Annotated in this window: 17 protein-coding genes; 2 read left to right on the top strand and 15 right to left on the bottom strand. The window is 42.9% G+C overall.

Annotated elements, in window-relative coordinates; translation table 11 throughout:
• Positions 1 to 30: 30 nt before the first annotated feature.
• The gene (locus ACO1R6_RS08480; protein WP_486263890.1) at positions 31 to 654 is read right to left on the bottom strand and encodes an HAD hydrolase-like protein; all 624 of its coding nucleotides are present in this window, start codon (positions 652 to 654) and stop codon (positions 31 to 33) included.
• Between the two features lie 20 nt (positions 655 to 674).
• Positions 675 to 1,058 (bottom strand): SRPBCC domain-containing protein, encoded by a 384-nt coding sequence (locus ACO1R6_RS08475; protein WP_486263888.1) that lies wholly within the window; start codon positions 1,056 to 1,058, stop codon positions 675 to 677.
• Positions 1,059 to 1,609: 551 nt separating this feature from the next.
• On the opposite strand from ACO1R6_RS08475, the gene ACO1R6_RS08470 reads away from it, so the two are divergent.
• The gene (locus ACO1R6_RS08470; protein ID WP_486263886.1) at positions 1,610 to 2,095 is read left to right on the top strand and encodes a hypothetical protein; all 486 of its coding nucleotides are present in this window, start codon (positions 1,610 to 1,612) and stop codon (positions 2,093 to 2,095) included.
• Between the two features lie 636 nt (positions 2,096 to 2,731).
• Here the strand turns inward: ACO1R6_RS08470 and ACO1R6_RS08465 are convergent.
• From ACO1R6_RS08465 to ACO1R6_RS08455, 3 genes are all read right to left on the bottom strand, one after another.
• Positions 2,732 to 2,938: a hypothetical protein gene (locus ACO1R6_RS08465; RefSeq protein WP_486263884.1), complete on the bottom strand. Its 207-nt coding sequence runs from the start codon at positions 2,936 to 2,938 to the stop codon at positions 2,732 to 2,734.
• Positions 2,939 to 3,249: 311 nt separating this feature from the next.
• Positions 3,250 to 4,686: an aspartate ammonia-lyase gene (aspA, locus tag ACO1R6_RS08460; protein WP_486263882.1), complete on the bottom strand. Its 1,437-nt coding sequence runs from the start codon at positions 4,684 to 4,686 to the stop codon at positions 3,250 to 3,252.
• 279 nt (positions 4,687 to 4,965) lie between these two features.
• Complete coding sequence (locus tag ACO1R6_RS08455) at positions 4,966 to 5,502, bottom strand: hypothetical protein (RefSeq protein ID WP_486263880.1); 537 nt, start codon at positions 5,500 to 5,502, stop codon at positions 4,966 to 4,968.
• Positions 5,503 to 5,696: 194 nt separating this feature from the next.
• On the opposite strand from ACO1R6_RS08455, the gene ACO1R6_RS08450 reads away from it, so the two are divergent.
• On the top strand, positions 5,697 to 7,286 hold the full coding sequence (locus ACO1R6_RS08450; RefSeq protein ID WP_486263879.1) for an FG-GAP repeat domain-containing protein: 1,590 nt from the start codon (positions 5,697 to 5,699) through the stop codon (positions 7,284 to 7,286).
• Positions 7,287 to 7,299: 13 nt separating this feature from the next.
• Here ACO1R6_RS08450 and ACO1R6_RS08445 read toward each other — a convergent pair whose 3' ends face one another.
• From ACO1R6_RS08445 to ACO1R6_RS08400, 10 genes are all read right to left on the bottom strand, one after another.
• Positions 7,300 to 7,911 (bottom strand): cupin domain-containing protein, encoded by a 612-nt coding sequence (locus ACO1R6_RS08445; RefSeq protein WP_486263877.1) that lies wholly within the window; start codon positions 7,909 to 7,911, stop codon positions 7,300 to 7,302.
• On the bottom strand, positions 7,911 to 8,423 hold the full coding sequence (locus ACO1R6_RS08440) for an RNA polymerase sigma factor (RefSeq protein WP_486263875.1): 513 nt from the start codon (positions 8,421 to 8,423) through the stop codon (positions 7,911 to 7,913). Before ACO1R6_RS08440 ends, ACO1R6_RS08445 begins: the two co-directional genes overlap by 1 nt.
• A gap of 246 nt (positions 8,424 to 8,669) precedes the next feature.
• On the bottom strand, positions 8,670 to 9,263 hold the full coding sequence (locus tag ACO1R6_RS08435; RefSeq protein WP_486263873.1) for a DUF1989 domain-containing protein: 594 nt from the start codon (positions 9,261 to 9,263) through the stop codon (positions 8,670 to 8,672).
• Positions 9,250 to 9,915, bottom strand: coding sequence for a guanitoxin biosynthesis heme-dependent pre-guanitoxin N-hydroxylase GntA (gene gntA, locus ACO1R6_RS08430; protein ID WP_486263872.1), 666 nt, complete (start codon positions 9,913 to 9,915; stop codon positions 9,250 to 9,252). Before gntA ends, ACO1R6_RS08435 begins: the two co-directional genes overlap by 14 nt.
• A 339-nt stretch (positions 9,916 to 10,254) precedes the next feature.
• Complete coding sequence (locus tag ACO1R6_RS08425; RefSeq protein WP_486263870.1) at positions 10,255 to 10,872, bottom strand: START domain-containing protein; 618 nt, start codon at positions 10,870 to 10,872, stop codon at positions 10,255 to 10,257.
• 118 nt (positions 10,873 to 10,990) lie between these two features.
• Entirely contained in the window at positions 10,991 to 11,998 is a 1,008-nt protein-coding gene (locus tag ACO1R6_RS08420; protein WP_486263868.1) for an NAD-dependent epimerase/dehydratase family protein, read from the bottom strand.
• Positions 11,995 to 13,530: a class I adenylate-forming enzyme family protein gene (locus tag ACO1R6_RS08415; protein WP_486263866.1), complete on the bottom strand. Its 1,536-nt coding sequence runs from the start codon at positions 13,528 to 13,530 to the stop codon at positions 11,995 to 11,997. Before ACO1R6_RS08415 ends, ACO1R6_RS08420 begins: the two co-directional genes overlap by 4 nt.
• Positions 13,530 to 14,531, bottom strand: coding sequence for a 3-oxoacyl-ACP synthase III family protein (locus ACO1R6_RS08410; protein WP_486263864.1), 1,002 nt, complete (start codon positions 14,529 to 14,531; stop codon positions 13,530 to 13,532). Before ACO1R6_RS08410 ends, ACO1R6_RS08415 begins: the two co-directional genes overlap by 1 nt.
• Positions 14,531 to 15,412, bottom strand: a complete 882-nt coding sequence (locus ACO1R6_RS08405) for a diiron oxygenase (protein ID WP_486263862.1) — start codon at positions 15,410 to 15,412, stop codon at positions 14,531 to 14,533. Before ACO1R6_RS08405 ends, ACO1R6_RS08410 begins: the two co-directional genes overlap by 1 nt.
• A gap of 395 nt (positions 15,413 to 15,807) precedes the next feature.
• A complete protein-coding gene (locus tag ACO1R6_RS08400; protein ID WP_486263860.1) occupies positions 15,808 to 20,136 on the bottom strand; it encodes a cache domain-containing protein in 4,329 nt (1,442 codons plus the stop codon).
• Between the last annotated feature and the right edge of the window lie 673 nt (positions 20,137 to 20,809).

The following is a 20,809-nucleotide window of genomic DNA, read 5'->3' as shown; positions in this document are numbered from 1 at the left end:
TTCTATAGAGGTTAGTGCTAAATATGAAGTTCAAGAAATAAATTCGAGTATTTGCCCGGGTACAGTAGCCAGGTAGTCGGGTTGGTAGTGGCCGGGCTGCGGCCAGCCATCGTAACCCCAACCGGCCCAAATAATTTTAACGTTGTTTTTCTGGCAGGCAATTACATCGCGTTGCTCATCGCCAATGTAAATTATTTCTTGGGGCTGTAGTTTATAAAACTTTAAAAATTTTTTTATGAGTTTGTCTTTGCCAAATAAATTATGCGAGGTATAAACCGTACGAATAATTTCCAGGTGCTGCTGCTGCAAAAACTGCCGGATATTTTTTTCGGCGTTACTCGAAATAATGGCTAACTGGTAATTGCGCCGGCTGAGTTCCTGCAGTAACTCGCGCATGCCGTTTATAAGCAACACGTTGCTTAACGATTGGCGGTACCCTTGCACAAACTCCGAGGTAAGAAAGGGCAACCGGTACAATGGTACGCCTAAATAGCGGCACCTTTCGGTAATAGAAAGTTGGCGGAGTTCTTCTACATCGGGTAAGGTTATTTGTTTAAAAGCATTTTTTTGGGCGATTTGGTTGTATGTGGTTATAAAAGTTGCCTTTGAATCTACCAGTGTGCCATCAAAATCAAAGACAATATATTTTAACATACATACGCCGGTTAGTAAATTTATTCGCCTTCGTAAAAAGAAATTAAGTTACCAAAATAAACATCATCCCAACCGCTGGTAATATCGGCGTACGCTTCGTCGGGTATGTTGGTGTGCCGGAGTTCGGCCGAAGTGCCGTGTTTGTGCGGGTGTAATTTAATGGTTACAATAGAAGGTTCGGGTTGTTCCCCAAAGTACCACTCCTGAACTATTTTGCGCTCGGGTTCAAATTCCAGGTTTTTACCCGCTATGCTACCGTCGAATAACTCAAATTCGGAGCCTGGTTCGGTGGTCATAACGGCTGGCTCGCCAGACCACAACTGTATGGTTGCCGGATTGGTTAAAGCCATATAAACCTCGTCGGGAGCGGCCGGTACAATGTAATATTTTTTATAGTCTTGCATAAGTGCCCAGTTGGTTTTAAAAAGTCGTAAGTTAAATAAATATTTCGGGGCAAAACCAATCCGGCGTGGCACGCCCCCGGAAAAGTTGTACTGGGGTTCATTTATACGGGTATTATCTTGGCGTAAAGTTTACGCTGATAATTTATGTACATAAACATTATAACTACCAGGGCTTAAACGTACAACCCGTAATATGCCTAATTCGTACGGTTAGATTGCTTGTAAGAGTTTGTTTATAAGATTACTAGTAAAATTTAGGAGGCATTCAGAAACAAGGCAGCGGCACCAGATTAAGCTAGTACACAAGAAGCAATAAATACATAATATTTTTAGATAGTAGCTAAAGTAAGTAATTTGGCGTATGAAAGCGGGTAAACGGCCAGTAATTTGGGTACGCTGTTCGTAAATAAAAGCTATAGATTATAAAATATTACAGCACCACAGCGTTACACCACTGCCGCAACTTAGTTGCGCTAAAATTCAGCACAGCTTTAAAATGGGTTGCCGTGCAACAGTAAAGGGCCGTAACTTAAAAATGTTATTTAAATAAAATGAATATCAAACGCTTCTTTAAAGAAGATAAAGGGGGTTTTGGCGTATTCCTGATTTTAGTAATTATGGGGTTGGCGATTTACGCATTTCAGCGCGAAGATCCGGCCCGTGACTATGATATAACGTATACCGAAACCGAAGCAGAAAGCGACCAGCTAACAACTACGGTTCCTGAATATACCCGGCAAGCTATTACCAAAGCCAATTTACCCAACCCGGTAACGAACCACGAGGCTATAGAAGCCAAAGCCGATAGTATGGCTGCCCGCGAGGCCGAAAAAGAACCGGTGAAGCCCGAGGTTGCTGCCGCTGAAACCAAGACCAAGTCCAAAACAAAGCCCAAGCCTGTTGTTAAGAAAAAAATGACTCGGAACGAGTTAATCCGGCGTAAGCTAAAAGCAGGCATGACCGTAAGGCAAGTTGCCAAAGCCACTGGCATCGATAAGAAGTACATCCGCGATCTGAAAAGAAAAGAAAATCTGTAATTGCCGGTGTTTACTGGTGTACGTACGTATAACTTATATATAACAGAATAAAGCAGGTTGCTTGCTCCTCCGGAGAATGATGTATGGGGCTTTTTCCCAGCAAAGTATTGGGTATTTATAAGCGCAAGCTTTTCTTCGGCGTAATCAGACTCTATTTATTTCTGAATTCCAGTTCTGCTATTTTAAATAGGTATTCCGGTAAAATTTGCCGGGTAGATTAAGATTATAGTTCGAAGGCTTAAATTATACTTTGTTTATACGGGTGTTTAGCTAGTGTTTACGCTTTTAAACATTGTATCTGATTAATGATAATTCTGGAAGTTTATAATTAGATTTAATATATTGTATTAAATAAATGTAAGCGTTATAGCGGTAATGCTTTGGGTGAGGGTTGCTTACTTCTTATTTAGCCAGAAACCAATTTTTAACTTACAACCGCTTCGGATTTTTAGAAGTACTTATATGTAAATTAACATTATTTAAATAAAAAAAGGTGCAGTCAGAAACCGCACCTTTAGATAAGTACAAGCAAAGAATTATGCCGGCTAAAGGTGCCGGGCCGGATTGTCCTTGTAAAGCAATGGCCCGTCCTTTAACCGGTTTTTTGTAAACTAATTGGCTTTTCGAACTTTAAAATCAATTGGCTTGCACCGGTTTTTCTCCGTGGTAAGCAGTTACCGTATTTTTATCTGTTTTAATGCTGCCGTGCGATCTTTCTGTTTTCCAGTATAACTGGCGGCTGAAACGGTTTTCTAACGGTGGTAATTTATGGTAACCACCCCGCTTATTAGCGGCACAAGAAGATAAAATAATGATAATAAACAGGGGTATAAGGTTTTTCATATACTTTGGTATTGTATTTTTCTATTTCAATTTTAATATTCAAATTTATCTATATAAATTTGAATATGCAAGAATAATACAATAATTGTTTAAAAATTACAAAACTTAGTTGGTTAAATATAATATTGATATTTTTAGATGGGTTTGTTGCTGATAATTACCGGAGAAGCGGGTGTAAATAGTTGGCTTATTGTTTAAAGCGGAGGTAAGACAGGCGGCAAAAATTAACTTACGAACAGGACTTTCTAAAACAATTCTGCAATTCAGAAAGAAGCAGGTGTAGGTATTGGCTACACCTGCCTTATAAAGAATTATTTTCTATCGGAGCCTTCGCGGGCATCATTAATAAATACCGGGTGCACCATATTCTCAAAAGAATAAATTTCGCTCCATTTTGCTTCTGATATAAGCTGCCGTTCCAATACTACTATTTCGTGAATAGATTTACCGGTGGCTAAAGCTTCTTTGGCAATATTAGCGGCGGTTTCGTAGCCCAGAATAGGATTAAGTGCCGTTACAATACCAATGCTGTTCATAACCATTTGGCGGCTTAGTTCGGTGTTGGGTTGTATGCCATCTATACATTTGGTACGGAGGGTATTTATGGCATTGGCCATATAGCCCAAAGAGGTAAATAAACTAAAAGCAATAACCGGTTCCATTACGTTTAGCTGTAACTGTCCGGCTTCGGCGGCCATGGTAATGGTTACATCGGCACCAACCACGTAAAAAGCGGTTTGGTTTACCACTTCCGGAATTACCGGGTTTACTTTGCCCGGCATAATAGAAGAGCCCGGCTGCATAGGCGGCAATTTTATTTCGTTCAGGCCGGTGCGTGGCCCCGACGAAAGCAGGCGTAAATCGTTACAGATTTTAGATATTTTAATCACGCTTCGTTTTAAGGTGCCTGAGAGCAGTACGTACGTGCCCATATCTGAGGAAGCCTCAATTAAATCCGGGGCTAAAGTTATGGGCAAACCGGTTAGTTGGGCTAAATATTGGGTGCAACGCTCCGGGTATTCGGCGGGGGCATTTATGCGGGTACCTATGGCTGTACCGCCCATGTTGCATTCGCATAATTTTTCCTGGGCTTCCTGCAGGCGCTTAATGTCTTCGTTTATGGTAGCGGCAAAAGAATCAAATTCCTGGCCCAGGGTCATGGGTACGGCGTCTTGTAACTGGGTACGGCCCATCTTCAAAACCGCTTTAAATTCTTCGCCTTTTCTGGCAAAAGCTTCCTGCAAGGCTTGCAAGGCCGTCAGGTAATTGGCGGTTTTCAGGTAAAGGGCAATCATGATGGCGGTGGGGTAAGTATCGTTGGTAGACTGCGAACAGTTTACGTGGTTATTAGGGTGTAAAAACTCATACTGGCCTTTTGAGTGCCCCAGGTATTCCAGACCAATATTGGCAATTACCTCGTTTACATTCATGTTAACAGACGTGCCGGCTCCGCCCTGAATTAAATCTGTTAAAAACTGATCGCGGTACTCCCCTGCTATTAATTTATCGCAGGCAAAAACAATGGCTTCGGTTAAGTTAGGGGCTAGTACCCCACAATCGCGGTTGGCTAGGGCAGCGGCCTTTTTTACGTAAGCAAAAGCTTTGATAAAGAGGGGTTCGGTGGCGTTGGTAATGCCAGTAATATTAAAATTTTCTAAAGCCCGGAGGGTTTGTACGCCGTAATAAGCGTGGTCCGGAATTTCTTTTTCGCCTAAAAAGTCGTGTTCTATTCGGTAGCCTGCATTCATCTGCTTTATAAATAATTTATAAGGTTGGCACTATTGGTTTTTGTTTGCCTACCGATTTTACCGCTACTTTGTTTTGATGCTCGGCCAATCGGGTTAACCTAATGTACCGGTTTAAGCATCCGGATAATGTTAGTTGGGGTAGTTCTTAAATAAAAAGCCTTTGGATGTATACACCCAAAGGCTTTTCTGGTCTAATCTTAAAAATAATCTGGATAATAAATCTCGTTAGGCCGTTAAGTGTATTGGCGGCACTACACCGGGTAATTGCCCCCAGATTATTTATTTTTTATCGTATACGTACATGTCTTTAACCTCGCCGTTGGCCGTAGTGGTAGAATAATTAATGGTAAGTGCTCCTGGTGTTTTAGCACTATCCCAAACTTCGGTGGAGTTCATGGTTACTTCGTTGCCATCGCGTACAAACATAAGCGCCGATGTAATCGTCAGAACTTTTTCATCGGCCGACCACTTGGCGGTCGATTTCTTTCTTACCATGCCGTCAAAAAAACTATTTTCCGATTCTTTGCCGTCTAAAGTAATTTTTTCTTCCATGGTAAATTCCTGGCCATCCGGCGATTGTCCCGTACGGGCAACAGTTAAATTATTGCCTTCCTGCGAAACCTTTAGCTGATTAAAAACAATACGCATTTGTCCTTCCGTCATTTTACTTTTTTCTTTACTTAATGTCCATTGGCCGGCAAAATTAGTTTTGGCAAACCGCGCCGAAGTGAGGGTTAGCGCAAGCAGTAGGGCTGTTAAGCAAAGGCCAGTATACTGCCGCAAATTCCAGATTTGGTTTTGGGGGTTCATTTTCATTTTAGTGGTGGGTTAAACATCAGAAAATGTAAGCATTATTTTAGTAATAAAATAGTGATAAATAATAATATTTTCGGAAATGGTCTTTTTAGCTGTAAAATGTACACTTATGGTTAAATAATATTCTTAAACAGTAATAATCATTAGCTTAAAATATTAAGTCGTAATTTTGGGCAAGTTTCTTTTACCGCCAGATGCGCTTTTTATTAATCAGAGTATTGTTATTTATAGTTGGTCTGGGGCTTTGGGGCTGCGGCAACAATAACCAATTGGGTATCGATAATGGCTTTACCCGCTCATTGCAAGTATCGGAAAGTGCTTTAAAAGAAGGCCGAAGTTTGGCTTTAAACCGGTGCCAGGGTTGTCATGCGTTTCCGGAGCCCGATTTATTAGATAAAGAAAGTTGGGAACGCTACGTTTTACCCACCATGGGTTACCGGATGGGGCTCTACCACCGGAGCCCTATAAAAGCAACTGGTGTAAGGGGTGAGTTGATCGAAACCGGACGCGCCAGAGAATTGGTGCTGCAGGCAAATATTTTCCCGGAAACAAGTTCTATTTCAGTCAGCGATTTTCAGAAAGTAACGGATTATTACTTAACCCTTGCTCCGGCCAAAGCGTTGGCCCCAACCAATAAACCCAATATTGCTCCCGATCTGAAACTGTTCCGGCCAGTTTTTCCGGATTTGCCTTTCCGGCCCGCCAGTACCAGTTTAATTAAAATAGATACGGCCGGTCAGCAGCTTTATGTAGGCTTGGCGCACCAGCAGTTATTACTACAATTAAACCCACAGGGTAAATTAATACAAAGCTTTCCGTTGCCCTCTGCCGCTTCAGATTACCTGCTTCAGCCCGAAGGATCGTATACGCTTAGCATGGGTAATTTTTTCCCTTCGGATGCGCCCGCCGGAACATTAACGTACAATCAACCGGGTAGTCAGCAGCCGGCGGAGGTATTAAAAGGTTTGCAACGACCAGTGCAGGCCCAGTTCTCGGATTTAAACGGCGATAAAATACCCGATATATTAGTCTGCGAATTTGGTAACCAAACGGGTAGTTTGAGTTGGTACGAGCGGGGACCTGGTACTACTTATCAAAAACATCGGCTTAAAAACTTACCTGGAGCGGTGCGGGCTTACGTGCAAGATTTAAACCACGACCAAAAGCCCGATGTGATTGCGCTGATGGCCCAGGGAAACGAAGGTATATTTATTTTTTACAACGAAGGTCCGGGAAAATTCCGAGAAGAGCAGGTGCTGCAATTTCCGCCGGCCATGGGCTCCAGTTATTTTGAGTTAGTTGACTTTGACCAAGATGGTTATCTGGATATTTTATACACAGCCGGCGACAACGCCGATTTTGCCCCAGTGCAGAAAAAATATCATGGTATTCGGTTGTACCTAAACAATGGCCAAAACAGCTTTAAAGAAGCTTTCTTCTTTCCGCAGAATGGTTCTTATAAAGCTACGGCGGCGGATTTTGATGGCGACGGGGATTTAGATATTGCGGCCATTGCTTTTTTTGCCCGGTTCCGGGAAACACCCCAGGAAAGCTTTGTTTTTTTACAGAATAACGGCAGTTTAACATTTACGACATCTACTTTCCGGGGCAGTAACCGCGGACGCTGGCTAACTCTGGATAAAGGCGATATTGACGGCGACGGCGACCTGGACCTGGTTTTAGGTTCTTTTATTCTGCAAACCAAACTAGCTACCGAGGCACAAAACCAGGATTGGGCTACCAACGGACCAGTAGTAGTAATTCTGAAAAACCAAAGCCGTTGATATTTTATCTTTATTAAACCGCGCTAACCCGTTGCAGCACTACTTTACAAGGTATGGCCGAGGTTACCTTAACGGCATGTTTCACGTGCAACGGTATACCATGGTAATCGCCTGCCGATAAATGGTAGATAGCCTGATCGGTGATTATGTCGCAGGAGCCTTCTATTATTAAAAAACGCTCATATTCGTGGTCGTGTATTTCATTTTCAGCCGTACCCGTTAGCCACGCAATTGCCGTAGTTGCGGCCGGAGTAGCCCCAATAATGAGGGCATAAATAGCATCTGCATCGGGTGGTAAAGCCATATCAGGGCGGTTTAGCCACTCTTGGTAATCGGCTATTTTAGAAGTTGGCGTTAAGGCTGGTGGTTCAGTTACAGGTTCTCCGTTTTGAAGGCGTTCCAGGTAATTAATGGTAGCCATTACCAGTGGTTTAACGGTGGCTTTGGGCTCCACTGCCTGGGCTTGCGCATACGCTTCCAGGCTTAAGCTAATGGTATCCAGTTCCCGGCGTACTTCGGGGTGCGCGGCGAGCATTTTTTCTACCAGCTCAGTTTCTTCGGGAGTGGCGGCCCCCAGTGCATAAACCTCCAGCAGGCCCGTTTGCAAAAAATCTTCGATAGACATTATTTCCCCCTCCCCTCTCTTAAATGTTGACTTGCGTTTTTCAGCCATGTTTTCAAGGTCTCCTCCGGAATATTTAGTTCGGCTGCGGCTTCCTGACACGTATACCCTTGCAGATATACCAGATCTAAAGCGGCTTTCTCGTTTGGCGTAAGGTTATGAAAAAAATCTTTTACGGGCACATTTATTCCATTCTTCCCGGCAGCATTATTTGTGAACGCCGTTTGGTGCATTTCTTTCAGCGCCGCCATAGCTGTATCGCGGGTAATTAAAATAAGCCAGGATAAAAGGCTTAGCCGGGAGTTTTCGTACTCGCTGCGGCGTTTCCAGATAGCTACAAAAGTTTGGTGCAATACCGCTTCGGCCGCTTCCGGCTGACCCATCATGCGGGTGGTGAGTCCCAGCAATACCGGGGCATATTTATCGTAAACCTGACCCAAAGCCTCAGACCGGCCCTGGCGGAGAGCGGTAATTATATCAGAATCATTTAATTCCGGCATTATTGGCTGGGACATAAAGCAAGTAACTCTTTATAATAGCCCTTGCAGTATAAAGTAAACCGGGCCTGGCAAAAAAAACATACAAATATACGGTATAAGCCTTTATACCAATGTAATAATTTTCTGGTTAAAATAATTTTCTTCGTGAGCTTAATGCTTACTAGATATCTTCAATTAGCGGTAAACCATTAAAAGGAGTAACATGCTGGTTTTGCTTAATATTTGCCTTTTGCTACTGCATCTAATTATCATATAACGGTCTTACGAGTTCAGGATTTGATACCCGATGGGTTTAAAGCTGTAGTTGTTAGACATTTCGGCGGAGCAAGCGGTCATACCCACAATTAAATCCATTTGTGCTTCCAGAATTATGTAATCGCCGGCTTTACTTTTAGGAGGCTTTACCTTTATTTTACCGGATTCGCCGTCTATGACTACGTGCATAAAGATATTAAAGCAAACTGGAATCTCGTCGGGTTTAATGCCATACGGTTCCAGCGCTTCGCACAAGTTGCCAAAACAACCCCGGTGCGGCTGCTTATGTCCGTAAATTATCCGGAAAGTATCGGCGCTACAGGGCGTTAGTAAAAAATCGTGCCGGCCCACGGTATCTTCTATCATCCGGAACATAACATTGCTCCGGTTGGAGTAAAACGGATGGCCTTTGGTCAAAAAAATAGTATCGGCGTAGTCGATGGTGCGCCCCGAAGAAAGGTACTCAGCTTTATCATTTAGGTTATAGCAGATAAAATCCGAAACCTGTTCGCCTTCCAAATCGGTTACCAAGAGCTTTTGTCCTTTAGATAAGATAAAAGAAACGCCGCTGCGGGGTGGTATAACATTAAGCTGCTGCATGATTTATTTTTAAAGGACAAACCCAGTTAGTATCATATTGTTTACCGCTGTACTGGTATACTTCTGAAGCGGTACCATAATCGGTAAGCATAGGGTTTATAGAGCCCGAGTAAGTTAAATCGCGCTTTCGTACAATATTTTGCATTTTGGTGTAGTTATCGGTTTCCCGCATTTGTTCAAACTGGGCGTGCGGATTAAATACCAAGGCTGGGTACCGGAACTGTCGGGCTGGCCGGCTGCTACCCGGGTGCAAACCAATCACAAAAAAGGCTTCTTCCTTTAAACTAAAGCTAAAATCAGGTGAATGCGGGTCGGCGGTTACCCGGCGGTCATAACCATATTGGCGGGCATCTAAATCGGCTAAGGCTTGTAGTCGTTGCCACAGGAACATATCAAAAAGCTTTTCGTCGGGTTGTTCCGGGCCTTTAAACAAAATTACCGCGCTATGAAATAATTCATCCGATTGCCGGTAAGTGTCGGTAAATTGGTACAGGAACTGCAAAATGGTTTGATCGTCTTTGGGGCAAGCCAGGTGGTCGGCAACCAGAAAGTTTACCTGTTGCCGGGCTATTGCCGCCCGGGCAGCAACGCAAGGAAATTCTTTCTGACTAATATAATCTTTATATTCTTTTATTATTTCGGATTCGTTCATCTTTTGTAAATGCAATTTGTGGGGTATGTATACCTTTACGTCCTGTTTAGGTAGATCGTTGTTAGAAATACTTAGAAGTAAGTTTAAACCCGGATTACCGGATATAAAATAATACTTACCCCGGCAAATCATAAAAGCGATAAAGGCTAGGTAAAGAGCACTCTAAAAACCAGAATAGTTTACCAGAAGTAGTTCGGGTTTAAAGCTTTGGAGGAGTTTTATATTCCGTCGGATAAAGTGCAGTACTTGTTAAAAAGATTATAATGGCTGGGGCGGGTTTCGTTATGCAGGAGGAAGAATATTTTTAGTCGTGGCCCAGTCGTTTAGTTCTATTAGCTATTATTGGGGATCAGTTGTTTTAAGTACTTCCCGTAATTTCACGAAAGAGTTATACGGCCCTACGGCGGCCGTGGTATTTACGAGCCAGGCTGGTATTGCGCCACCTGGGTCTACGCTAAAGGTATAATCTATTTTTAGCTTGTTGGCTACAGGTGTTATTTTCCAGACGGCTAACGAGTAAGGCACCCGCACCAGGTTTGGTTTAGCCGGCAAATAATCCGGAATGCTTTTAGCCTGAATAATATATTGCTGATTCTCTGGTTGCGGGTTTGTGTTGAGTTCTATTACTAAATCGCGGTCGCTTACCGGCCAGGGCATATTGGCTTCGGTATAATAAATCAGTTGGTGGGCGTTTAGCTTTTTTACCAGGTACGCGTCGCGGGTGCTGTAAACCCAGTTTTTGTGATTTTTTACATCCTGCAGTACCGCCACTAATTGCGGCAGCGTAGCATCTAGCTCACACACCACCCGTATTTCTTTTAGTTTACCCGTAGCTAATTGCCGCGTATAAACGGCAATACCATTTTGGTTTTTCTTCAGTTCCCATGGGTCTTGTGCGTGGCCGGCTAAATAGCTTAAAAACATGAAGCAAAACAGTAGTCGGTGCAGGAACTTCATAAGTCAGTTATTTAAGCTAAGGAAGTAGATAGTAATAAGTTGTAAGTAATAAGTTCATTTAAATACTGATTTTTAAATATTTAAATAAATGATAGTGAAAGTAATTTTGTCTGTTTACTCAAATATTATCAGGAATAAGCCATGGGGCCAGGTTCTTTTTTTGCAGGTACGCCTCTACGCCCCCTAAATCTTGTACCCATTTACTAATTTCCGGAATTGTCTGGTTTAAATTTAAGGTTGGTGCATATTGCAGATGTTTTTTAATCTGGGTTAAATCCAGCACACTGGTTTGGGTAAGCATGCGCAGAACCAAGGGGTTTAAACCAGGATTTAAAGGGAATATTTTGTTTAAACCGGTTAATATTTTTAGTACGGCAACCGGTACTTGTACAGCCCGGATGGGTTTCTGGTAAACCGCCGTGATAATCCGGATAAGGCTTTCCCGGAAATTATATACAGGTTCGTCGGCTACGTTAAATATTTGTAAAGGCAGTTGGTTTTGATTTTGCAGAAACAGCGAAATAGCGTAGCCAATATTTTCTACGTGGGTTAACGAAGTCTGAACAGTGGGCGGTACGGGTAAATAAATTTTATCTTTTTTTACTAATTGTAAGATACGCGGTAGCAGTATGCGATCGCCAATGCCGTAAATACCTCTTGGGCGCAAAATCAGCCTTTTTTGCCCGGCCGGAATTTGGGTTTCCAGTTGGCGTTCGGCTAGTAATTTGGTGGTGCCATAAGGTGTGAGTTTATCTTTAAAACCAGCTGCGTGTTCCGGCATAGCAAAGTTTTTAAAAGTATACACCGACGATGAAGATATCTGGATAAAATACGGGCAGTTTATAGCCGCCTGCAAAACCTGAACCGTACCGGTAACATTACTGGCGTATAAATCCAGGTATGAGGCCGTATCCGAGGCCAGCGCGGCCGCATGTACGCAAACATCGGCTTCCAGTATGGGTACTTTCCGGGTAATATCTGCCGAAATATATTGGGCAAATGGGCGGAGTTGCGCGGGCGGTTCTGGTTGCCGCCCTAAGCCAATTACCGAATGCCCAGCTTTATAAAAATAGCGGCATAAAGCGGCTCCTACAAATCCATTGGCCCCGGTAACTACTATTTTCATGGCTTTTGTTTTAGCAGTTTGGTTATTTGGGTACGGTCTATTTTATGCTGCCGGCCTTTGCGGGGCACCGTCATAAAAACCACCTGGTCGGGCAAAGCGCTTTTCTCAATCTGAAACTCGCCGTAAGAAATTTTATCCAGGATTTGCTTGGCCGTAAAGGGTCGGCTGGCTTCCACGGCCAGGAAAACTTCTTCGTCGGCCTTAGCGGAGTTGTAAATACCCACCATGGCCGCTTCTTCTACGCCCGGTATTTTCTTAATGGTATCTTCGTACAAGGCCGGGTAAATATTGGTATTACTCCGGATAATCATTTCTTTTTTACGACCCATCAGTAAAATATTGCCGTGCTCATCCAGGCGGGCCAAATCGCCGGTAGCGTGGTATTCCGGCCGGTCGGGTAAATGGTAGTACCGCGAAAATAATTGCCCGGATTTAAGGAGGAGTTCGCCATCTTCAGCAATTTTAATTTCTACCCCAGGAGCGGGCTTACCTACCAAATCGCCGGTGCCAGCATAGTTTATTTTGGCTACGCCATCGGCGGTACTCACAAGTAAATGCTCCGTCATGCCGTAGGTAATCGTAATTTTTATGCCAGTGGGGCAAACGGCTACTAAGCGGCGCAGAAAACTTTTGTGCACTGGTGCCGAACCCAGCATGAGGTGTTTAAAAGAAGTTGGTAATTTACTTCCCCGTTGCTCACAGTATTGCACCATAGGTAAAAAATCGCTGGGCGGGCCAAACAAAATATTAATCTGGTGCTGCTCAAAAAAAGTTAGTTTCTTTTCTACGCTTAATTTGGGGTCGTAAATATAAATAGGTAATTGCGCGGCCACCCCCAGCATAACAAAATGCGGCAAGTAAGTAGCCATTTTATTTCCGGGTTGGTTGGCTACCACCTGGCTTAACAAATTTATGCTTAAACTAAGTGAGCTAAACGCATGCAGCACCCCTTTGGGCTCCTGTAACGTGCCGGAGGTATACGTAATTAAATATTCGTGGTCAGAATTATCCGGCGTTAAAGCTACCGGTTTATCCGGTGCTTTTAATAATTTCCGGAGCAGCGTGGTGCGTTGCACCAAAGGCATTCGGGGTCCGCAGGAAATAATTTTTAAATTTTTGTACCGCGGGAAATAAACCGGCTTATCGGCGAGCTTAAAATAAGCAAACCGGATTAAAGGGTGCTCCTGCAATAACAACAAGCGGCTATCGACAAAAGCCCACTGGGGTTTTAGTTGGTTAAGCTTGGCGGCGTATAAATCGCGGCCCATTTCCGGGTCGATAATCGCTACTTTTACCCGCAGCATAACCGTGGCGTACATTATCTGCAAAAACTCGGCGCCCGGCGCTACGGCCAGAATTACCATGTCGTTTTTCTGCATGCCCAAGGCGGCTAATTGCTGGGCCAGTAATTTGCTTTGGGCCAATAATTCCCCAGAGGTTAAGCTTGTGCCGTTGTGGAATAATAAAGGCGTTTGCTGCGGTTTTTCAGCAGCTTCTATCAGCGGGGTTAACAGTGGTGATGTGTACAGCATTACCAGATAAGCAATTGCACCGACATGCTAATGCCGGCGGCCAAACCAATAATAATTACTTTATCGCCTTTTTTAAGCTGACCGGCAGCTACTGCCCGGGCCATGCTCAGCGGAATAGAAGCTGCCGCCGTGTTCCCGTATTCTTCTATAATGCTATGGCATTTTTCTAAAGGAATATTTAAATCCTGGGCCAAAGCTTCGGTGGTGTTTTTAGAAACCTGGTGCAGAAAATAATGGTCGATGTCGGCACGGGTGTAACCGGTAGCCTGGAAACATTTCTCGAACATCTCGCCGCGTTCCTGCATAAATACATCGCGCAGCTGAGCGGTTTTGCCCTCGAAAAAATGTTTGCTGCAATCCTGCGGAAACATAGAACCGCCACCCGGAATTACGCACAAATCCCAGTACTTCCCCAGGGTTTTCATGTCGTGGTAAATAATGCCGGTATCCTCTTCGGTAGCTTCCAGCACGGCAGCCGCACCGGCATCGCCTAAAGTAAAACTGGCCAGCCGTTTGGTTAATTCCTGGCTATCTTTAATGTTAAACGTTATGGCATTTTGCAATATTTCGCCGTTGGTAACGAGTACCTTTTTGTACATGCCGCTTTTAATAAAACTGCTGGCTACCTGCATACCCGATACAAAACTGTTACAGGCATTTTTTACATCCAGCACCGGACAGGTTAAGCCCAGCTTAGTTTGCACAATATTGGCAGTAGCGGGTTCTATTAAATCGCTGCTGGCCGAAGCAAATATTAAGCAATCGATGCTGTGGGGGTCGGTTTGGGTTAATATTTTACGGGCGGCACCTGCCGCTAAATCAGAACAGTTTACGCCGGCATCGGCAAAATAACGGTTTTTAATACCAAATAAGCGCTCAATAATACCCGGCGGCAACAAGGTTTTATTTTTATTTACCCGGAGTTCTATTTCAAGGCTGCTTACCGGCTGGGTGCCCGCAATATTGGCGGCTACGTGGCTAATTTTTACGCGGGTATTCATTACACATTGGCTTTTAAAAGTAAGCGCCAGGCCCAGCGGGTAGCTTTGTTAAACCCGTGCCATTCATCTACATATTCCACAATGCTTTTTAAGCAGGTTTGCCCGAATTTCTGTTTGTAATTGCTGTAAGCCAGCTTAAAAGTAGCATCGGGATTTTCCAGGCCAATCCGTTCAAAAATTTCTCGTTTTACGTACATGGTGCGCATAAAATACACATTAAACAATACCAGGTAGCTGTAAAAAGTGCGTTTGAAGAACCCGGCGTTTTGGGTGTATCTTTTCAGGAAAGCTTTGGTAAAATGAATGTGCCGCCCTTCTTCTATGTTGTGCAGTTCGGCTACTTTTTTAATTACCTGGTATACCCGGGGGCCGCGCCGGATATGATGACCGTACAAATCGGCAATTATTTCGATGGATAAACAGCTCATAAACACAGCATCTACGGGCATGTATTTTACCGTAAACTGGCCCACAAAATTATGCATCCAACTGGGTTTAATGGGCTTACCCCCCAGGTGAGCAATGGCCATGGCAAACATTTCCTGGTGCCGAAACTCTTCTATTAATTCCCGGATTAAAAAGCGGTATTCTACGTTGTCGGGCTGTAAGGTAAGCAAATAGCGGTTCATGAATAAACAGAACAAGGTTTCGCTCCAGCCATAAGAATACATAACCTGCACCGATTCGTGCCGCCCCAACTCTCGTTTTTGTTTTTCGGTGAGTAAATCATACAAAGGCAAACCAGCTAGAGAGTTTAACTCTTCCGGCAAAAATTCTTCTTCGGGTTTAGGCGGCTCGCCCCACGGGACGTAGGTTTCGGGAAGTAAAGGCCGTTCTTTACTTATTTTTATCAGGCGTTCCACTTCCGCAACTTCCATCATGGTGTTTAGCTTTTTAAAATATAGAATTAATAGGCTGAAAAATTTTACTTTAATCAGGGTTATATATTAGTATAAAGATATAATAATTGCTTAACCCCTAACATCTGAATTAAATAAAACTGATACTTTATAAAAGTAAAGTAATTATTATAAACTATTTATTTACATATATTTACTGGTTAAATATATTACTTTTGCCAACGTTTGCTTTCGGTTAACATTGCCGGCAGAACCTAACAGAAAGCCAGCGCTTAATTGGTAAGCCAAAGCATAAGTTTAACCAGTTGGGAAAAGAGCTTTTTGCCGGGTTTTTTTGGGTAGAAGCAGCTAAAGCCTGTTCCGTTCTTAACCGGCAGGCTTTAACTATGTGGTTTAGGTTGCTTAAGTAAGGTTGGTTAATCGGCGGCTTTAGAATCTTTACTTAATAGAAAAGAAGGTACTAATATACTGAGCCTTGGTAAAATGGCTGCAATGCTGGAAACAGCGGTAAGCACCGCAATAATATTGGCCCAACTGGTTTTTTGCGTGAAAAAGAAAAACAATACGGCCCCCAACAAGATTAAAACTAAGGGTGCTTTATACATACTCCACTGGCTACCCTGCGCATATTTTTTCTCGAAGCGTAGCGCATCGGCGCGGTTAACCACCGTTTGAATAAAATGCCGGAAACTCTGGTTCATTATTTTTAATAAGCCACTCTGGTCGGTTACGAGTAAGCCTTTGCCCAGCAACGACGAAAGAACCGGTACATTTTTAGCGTTTACCAAACCATCCTGCGCCATATCATACAAAAAATATTTTTCTTCTTCGGTGCAGGTGTGCCATAAACTGCGGTAATACAATTGCGCCAGGCTTTGCAGCCGCATAATAATATCTGTTTTTTCCAGTATTACTGTTGCATGGTTTTCCTGCACAAAGTTTACCATTAAGCTTTTAAAATGCTGTTCTAAGTAAGTAGCAGCGGCGCATTCTGCTTCTATTACCGCCAACAGCGCTTCTTTCGAATTTTCGGGAGCGCTGTTAATAATAGGGGTTTCCGATAAGGTTTGTAGTGGCTGGTAGGTTTTGGTATACGCATTCAGGTGCATTAATAATTGCTGGAGCAAGAGCAAATAATCGGCATCGGCCGTTCCTTTTTCTCTTTTTAGTTCTTCGGTCTTTAGTTGTTCTTCCCAACTCCACGGCGATATGGTAGATTGTAAAATAATTTTTAAATGCGGTAAAGCAGATAAGCGGTGTAATACCTGAATTTTTAAGTCGAGCGATGGTTTGGTAAAAGGGTCGTAATCGAAGTGCTGAATAATTAAAAAGTTGGTCAGCGGCTTTTTTCGCAGTTTTAGCGCCTGCAAAAATTTATCTTTCCGGGTTTTGCGGTTAATCTCCTGGAGGGTGCTTTCCAGCTTTTTCAGGGTAGCGGTGGGGTCAAGGGTGGTTCCGGTTACCGCCAGATCAAATTGAGTGAAGTAGCAGTTATAACTATTATTTTCTTCTTGTATGGCAGCCCTGATATCCGGAGCGTGGGGCAAAGAGATTAGGAATAAATTATTTTTATTCTTCAGGTTTAATACATCGGGCTCCCCGTGGCTTTTCTGAATTTTTGCGATAATATCGATATTGAACGTACGGGTAATTAAAAACGAAATTAACACGTATAATAAACAGATCAGGAGTATAATATCAATCCAGAAGAACAAACCCGATTTATTTACTAGTTCGGTTAAGTTATTGGCTGGGGTATGGCGGTAAAAAATAAATGGCACCTGAAATTCGGGCATGTGCGACGATAATTGCACCCCAGCCTGCGGATTAAACAAATCAAACTGTAGCGGATCTTTATCGGTTAACTGCCAGTTAAGGAGTTTATTGTCTTTCAGAAAATATTCGTCGGAGAGTACATTGCGGAAAATGGGCCGAAACAACGGAATAAAATTATTTAGCAGCGTGGTTTCATTATTTTGTCCGGGTGTTTGTCCCAGCAAAGAAGAAATAAATACGTTTATCGATAAAGAAGATTCTTTTGGGAGTTTATGGTTTAAACGGTACGGAGCGTTGGTGTGCCGCGAAATAGCGTTTTTACTGTTATTCGGCTCCGCATCAGACTTAGCTTCAAAGTTGGTATGGTAGAAGAAGTTGGTGTAATAACTGGCTGTGGTAGTTGCCCATTTTTCTTCCTGGGGCAAATTGGCTTGGTTTATATCGGCGGGTTTAATTGCCTGGGCTATCTGGGCCAGATTTACCTGGTTAAACCGCACCATGAGTTCGGCTTCGTAGTTATAAGCTACTCTAAACAAAACAAAGGCCGGTAAGCCACTGGCCAAAATAAACCAAATTGTTAGCATGCCCGCGTACAAATGATGGTAGCTACGTTTACTGGGCAATGCATTCTCTAAATATTCAAAAAAAGCCGAGTTTTGGTTCAGGGTTTGGGTTTGAGCCTGCTTATCGAGTTGCCGTAACAGAAAAATTACTATTACCTGGTATAAGGCACTGGTAAGAAAAGTACTGGGCGCAACAAAAAGGCAAAGGCCATTAAACGCCAACATTACCACCCTAGATTGTTTAAGCGTATTGGCAAAAGAAACTTGGTTTAACTGGCTGTAAATGTAAATAAACGCGTAAACGGCGGCTAGTACATAAATAAAATAGGTGCTTACCTGGTACTCTATATTCGTTAACAGCAAAGTAAGCAAAGTAATCAGGCTTAAAGCCAGTATCACTTTAAAATAAGCGTGGCCAATATTCTTTTTGGGCCATAACCAACTAAAAGATTTATCGGCAAACCCATCGTTCAGGTAAATAATAAAGGTTGTTAAAATCGCAATCGAGAATAAGTACAGCGAAATGAACATGGCCGTAAGTACCAGCAGGTTTACGTTAAAAGCTTTATGATAACTATCGTTTACAAAAGTTACCAGGTAAAAGGGCAGACCGGCTACCGGCGAAATAAAAAATTGCTGCGGATTGCCCTGGTAAATATGGGTAAAATGAACCGGTACCTGGCCATAAAGCGCCGCTTTTAAATAAGGGTTGGCATCGGTTTCTTCGAGCAGGTTTTCGTTTTGGTTTAAATTTTCGTTCTGATGAAACAAAACTTTTCCTTCTTTATCGATAAGGCAAAATCCATAGCCCAAAGGCAAAATGGCCCGGGATAAAGAGGTAAGTTTGGTCGCCAGGGCTACTACCGTAAACTTATCTTTTTCGGGGCGGTTGCTAGCCATACTAATAACCGCATATTTTTCGCCGTCGGTATTAGAAGTTACCGATTCCAACACAAACTTTCCGGTGTTATCCAGGGTATAGCCGCCGCCGTTTTTAATTTTTTTATAATATTCGCGGTAGCCAACTTTGGTACGGGCATTATTTTCTTTTGGGTCGGCCCAAGAGCTGCTCATAAGCCCATTGTTATCTACCCAAAATACCCGCTGGAAGTAAGGAAAATACTGGTCGTTGGTTCTTTTAAGCTGGTTATCTGTTAGGCTTGCCCAATAAGTGTTTGGGGGCAGCATTAAAGTATTTGTATCGCCGGCAATATTATCGAAGTACCCAATTTGCCCAATGAGCAGTTTAATCTCGTCTTTTAAGTTTTGCTGTAAATTACCTGCCAGCAACTCCAGGCGTTTTTTTTCGGCGTACCGGTCGGCGCCGTAGTAAGCGTATACATCAAATAACAATAAAACCACCAGAGCTACGCCGCAAAACAACGATAAAAAAGAAAAAATAAGGTCTTGCCGGAACAAACGCTCTTGTCGGCTCATGAGCAATAATTTTAAAAAAGGAAAAGCCATTAACAGAATGGCTACGGCCAGGGCACAGAAACTGACCACGTGCGCCGGAATAGCCCGGCTTTCGGTTTGGTATTTCTGGGTGGGTAAGGTGCCGTATAAATACCATCTTTCGTTGGGCCCTACGCGCTGGGTAAGGGTAAATAATTTGTGCGGAATGCCCGCAATATTTACATTGGCCGGCCTGCCACTGCTGGCGTAATTGGCCAGGCGCGCCAAAGTATCTAGTGGTACTAGGTCGGCGGTTTCGCGCGAATTGTAAATTACTTTAAAAGCGGGCGGCGCTGGTTTTTCTTTATTGCTGGTGCTGGGGATTGGGAGTGTTTTGTCTGGTGCCAGTACAATCAGGTGTTTAAAAGTGTCTCGACGCATCAGTGAGTTAAGCAACGAATCGAGGGGTACTTTTATGTGATATCGGGCGGCTTTGGCTTCTTGGGTCAGGAGAATGCCGCGGCCAGTTAATTCGGTATTGGTTTGGGTATTAATGCTAGAAGAGAAATGCAGATATAACTGGCCTTTTTCGTCGAGGTAATGAAATAATTGTTCGTCTTCGGGCGGGTGCGAACGGTCATTGTCTTTTTCGTCGAAATAAAATTGCAGCCCCAACTTAGCGGTAAGTGTTCCTTGCTGGTGAGCATTTTTCAGGTACCGTAACAAGGTAGTTTCATCTATACTGTCGGTAGTTGTTTTAGAAGGTACCTGAATAACTGTTTTTTTAATGGCATCCGATACAAAACTGTTGCCTACGTAGCGGCTAAAATTAATAACAGAATTGCTCATGTTGCCGCCCACCCGTTGGAGCACCCGGTAGTTGCGGGCATTTATCCGTTCTTCGTTTTCGGGGATGTAGCTAAATATATAAAACAACAGAAAAGCTACTATGCCCAGGCTGGTAAGAAGCAAAATGGTAGAATTGCGGGTTAATTTGCTAAAGCTAGCCATAACACAAAATAATTTAGGAAAAATAGCAAATGCCTTTCTTTGTTGGCAGGGGCATTGGCAGTCCGGTACTTTTACTTGGGTATATAAAATTACCTTTGCCAATCAGTAAAAATTCTAGGCGGGCCTTTGGCTGAATACCGGTTTTCTATTTTAAGCCCTGATAATAATTTCTAATATTTCCCGGACTTATAAACTGGCCTGCAAGAATACAGGAGAATACCTAAATATAATAATAATTTAAGCTAGCTACAATACTGATTTTTAAGTAATATTTATTCGGTTTAGGTAGGCTACACAATTCCGGATAACTTTAATTGTTTATAAAATATTTAGTTATACAGGTGTAGTACATTGGCTTGTACCAAGGTTGGTTTTGCTACCATTATCTTAAATTAACAGAGTACATTCCCATGCCGGTTGGCTATATTAATTCGTTACTTTCAGAACTAAGTTTAAAGAGAGATTTCTTACCTTTCTCATTTCCAGTAAGCTAGCAAGTCTGGTTTTACAATTTTTTCACAGATTTCTGTATAAAATAAATATTATTTTGTCCTGCGGTTAAATGCGGCTAGTACCTTGCGCAGGTTCGGCCAGAATTGTTTAAAAAATTAAAAAAAATGTTCATAAACAAATTTTAATCTTATTTTAATGTTAGTTTAATACCCGTTTAATC

Source organism: Adhaeribacter sp. (genome assembly GCF_057359045.1).
Note: the sequence above shows the minus strand (reverse complement) of the source record. Positions and strands in the feature narration are given on the sequence as shown.

Coding starts and splice junctions, on each gene's coding strand:
- ACO1R6_RS08400 (WP_486263860.1), bottom strand. CDS start 20,136: ATGGCTAGCTTTAGCAAATTAACCCGCAATTCTACCATTTTGCTTCTT.
- aspA (WP_486263882.1), bottom strand. CDS start 4,686: ATGAATGCAGGCTACCGAATAGAACACGACTTTTTAGGCGAAAAAGAA.
- gntA (WP_486263872.1), bottom strand. CDS start 9,915: ATGAACGAATCCGAAATAATAAAAGAATATAAAGATTATATTAGTCAG.
- ACO1R6_RS08450 (WP_486263879.1), top strand. CDS start 5,697: ATGCGCTTTTTATTAATCAGAGTATTGTTATTTATAGTTGGTCTGGGG.
- ACO1R6_RS08465 (WP_486263884.1), bottom strand. CDS start 2,938: ATGAAAAACCTTATACCCCTGTTTATTATCATTATTTTATCTTCTTGT.
- ACO1R6_RS08410 (WP_486263864.1), bottom strand. CDS start 14,531: ATGAATACCCGCGTAAAAATTAGCCACGTAGCCGCCAATATTGCGGGC.
- ACO1R6_RS08415 (WP_486263866.1), bottom strand. CDS start 13,530: ATGCTGTACACATCACCACTGTTAACCCCGCTGATAGAAGCTGCTGAA.
- ACO1R6_RS08405 (WP_486263862.1), bottom strand. CDS start 15,412: ATGATGGAAGTTGCGGAAGTGGAACGCCTGATAAAAATAAGTAAAGAA.
- ACO1R6_RS08455 (WP_486263880.1), bottom strand. CDS start 5,502: ATGAAAATGAACCCCCAAAACCAAATCTGGAATTTGCGGCAGTATACT.
- ACO1R6_RS08420 (WP_486263868.1), bottom strand. CDS start 11,998: ATGAAAATAGTAGTTACCGGGGCCAATGGATTTGTAGGAGCCGCTTTA.
- ACO1R6_RS08445 (WP_486263877.1), bottom strand. CDS start 7,911: ATGTCTATCGAAGATTTTTTGCAAACGGGCCTGCTGGAGGTTTATGCA.
- ACO1R6_RS08480 (WP_486263890.1), bottom strand. CDS start 654: ATGTTAAAATATATTGTCTTTGATTTTGATGGCACACTGGTAGATTCA.
- ACO1R6_RS08425 (WP_486263870.1), bottom strand. CDS start 10,872: ATGAAGTTCCTGCACCGACTACTGTTTTGCTTCATGTTTTTAAGCTAT.
- ACO1R6_RS08435 (WP_486263873.1), bottom strand. CDS start 9,263: ATGCAGCAGCTTAATGTTATACCACCCCGCAGCGGCGTTTCTTTTATC.
- ACO1R6_RS08440 (WP_486263875.1), bottom strand. CDS start 8,423: ATGTCCCAGCCAATAATGCCGGAATTAAATGATTCTGATATAATTACC.
- ACO1R6_RS08475 (WP_486263888.1), bottom strand. CDS start 1,058: ATGCAAGACTATAAAAAATATTACATTGTACCGGCCGCTCCCGACGAG.
- ACO1R6_RS08470 (WP_486263886.1), top strand. CDS start 1,610: ATGAATATCAAACGCTTCTTTAAAGAAGATAAAGGGGGTTTTGGCGTA.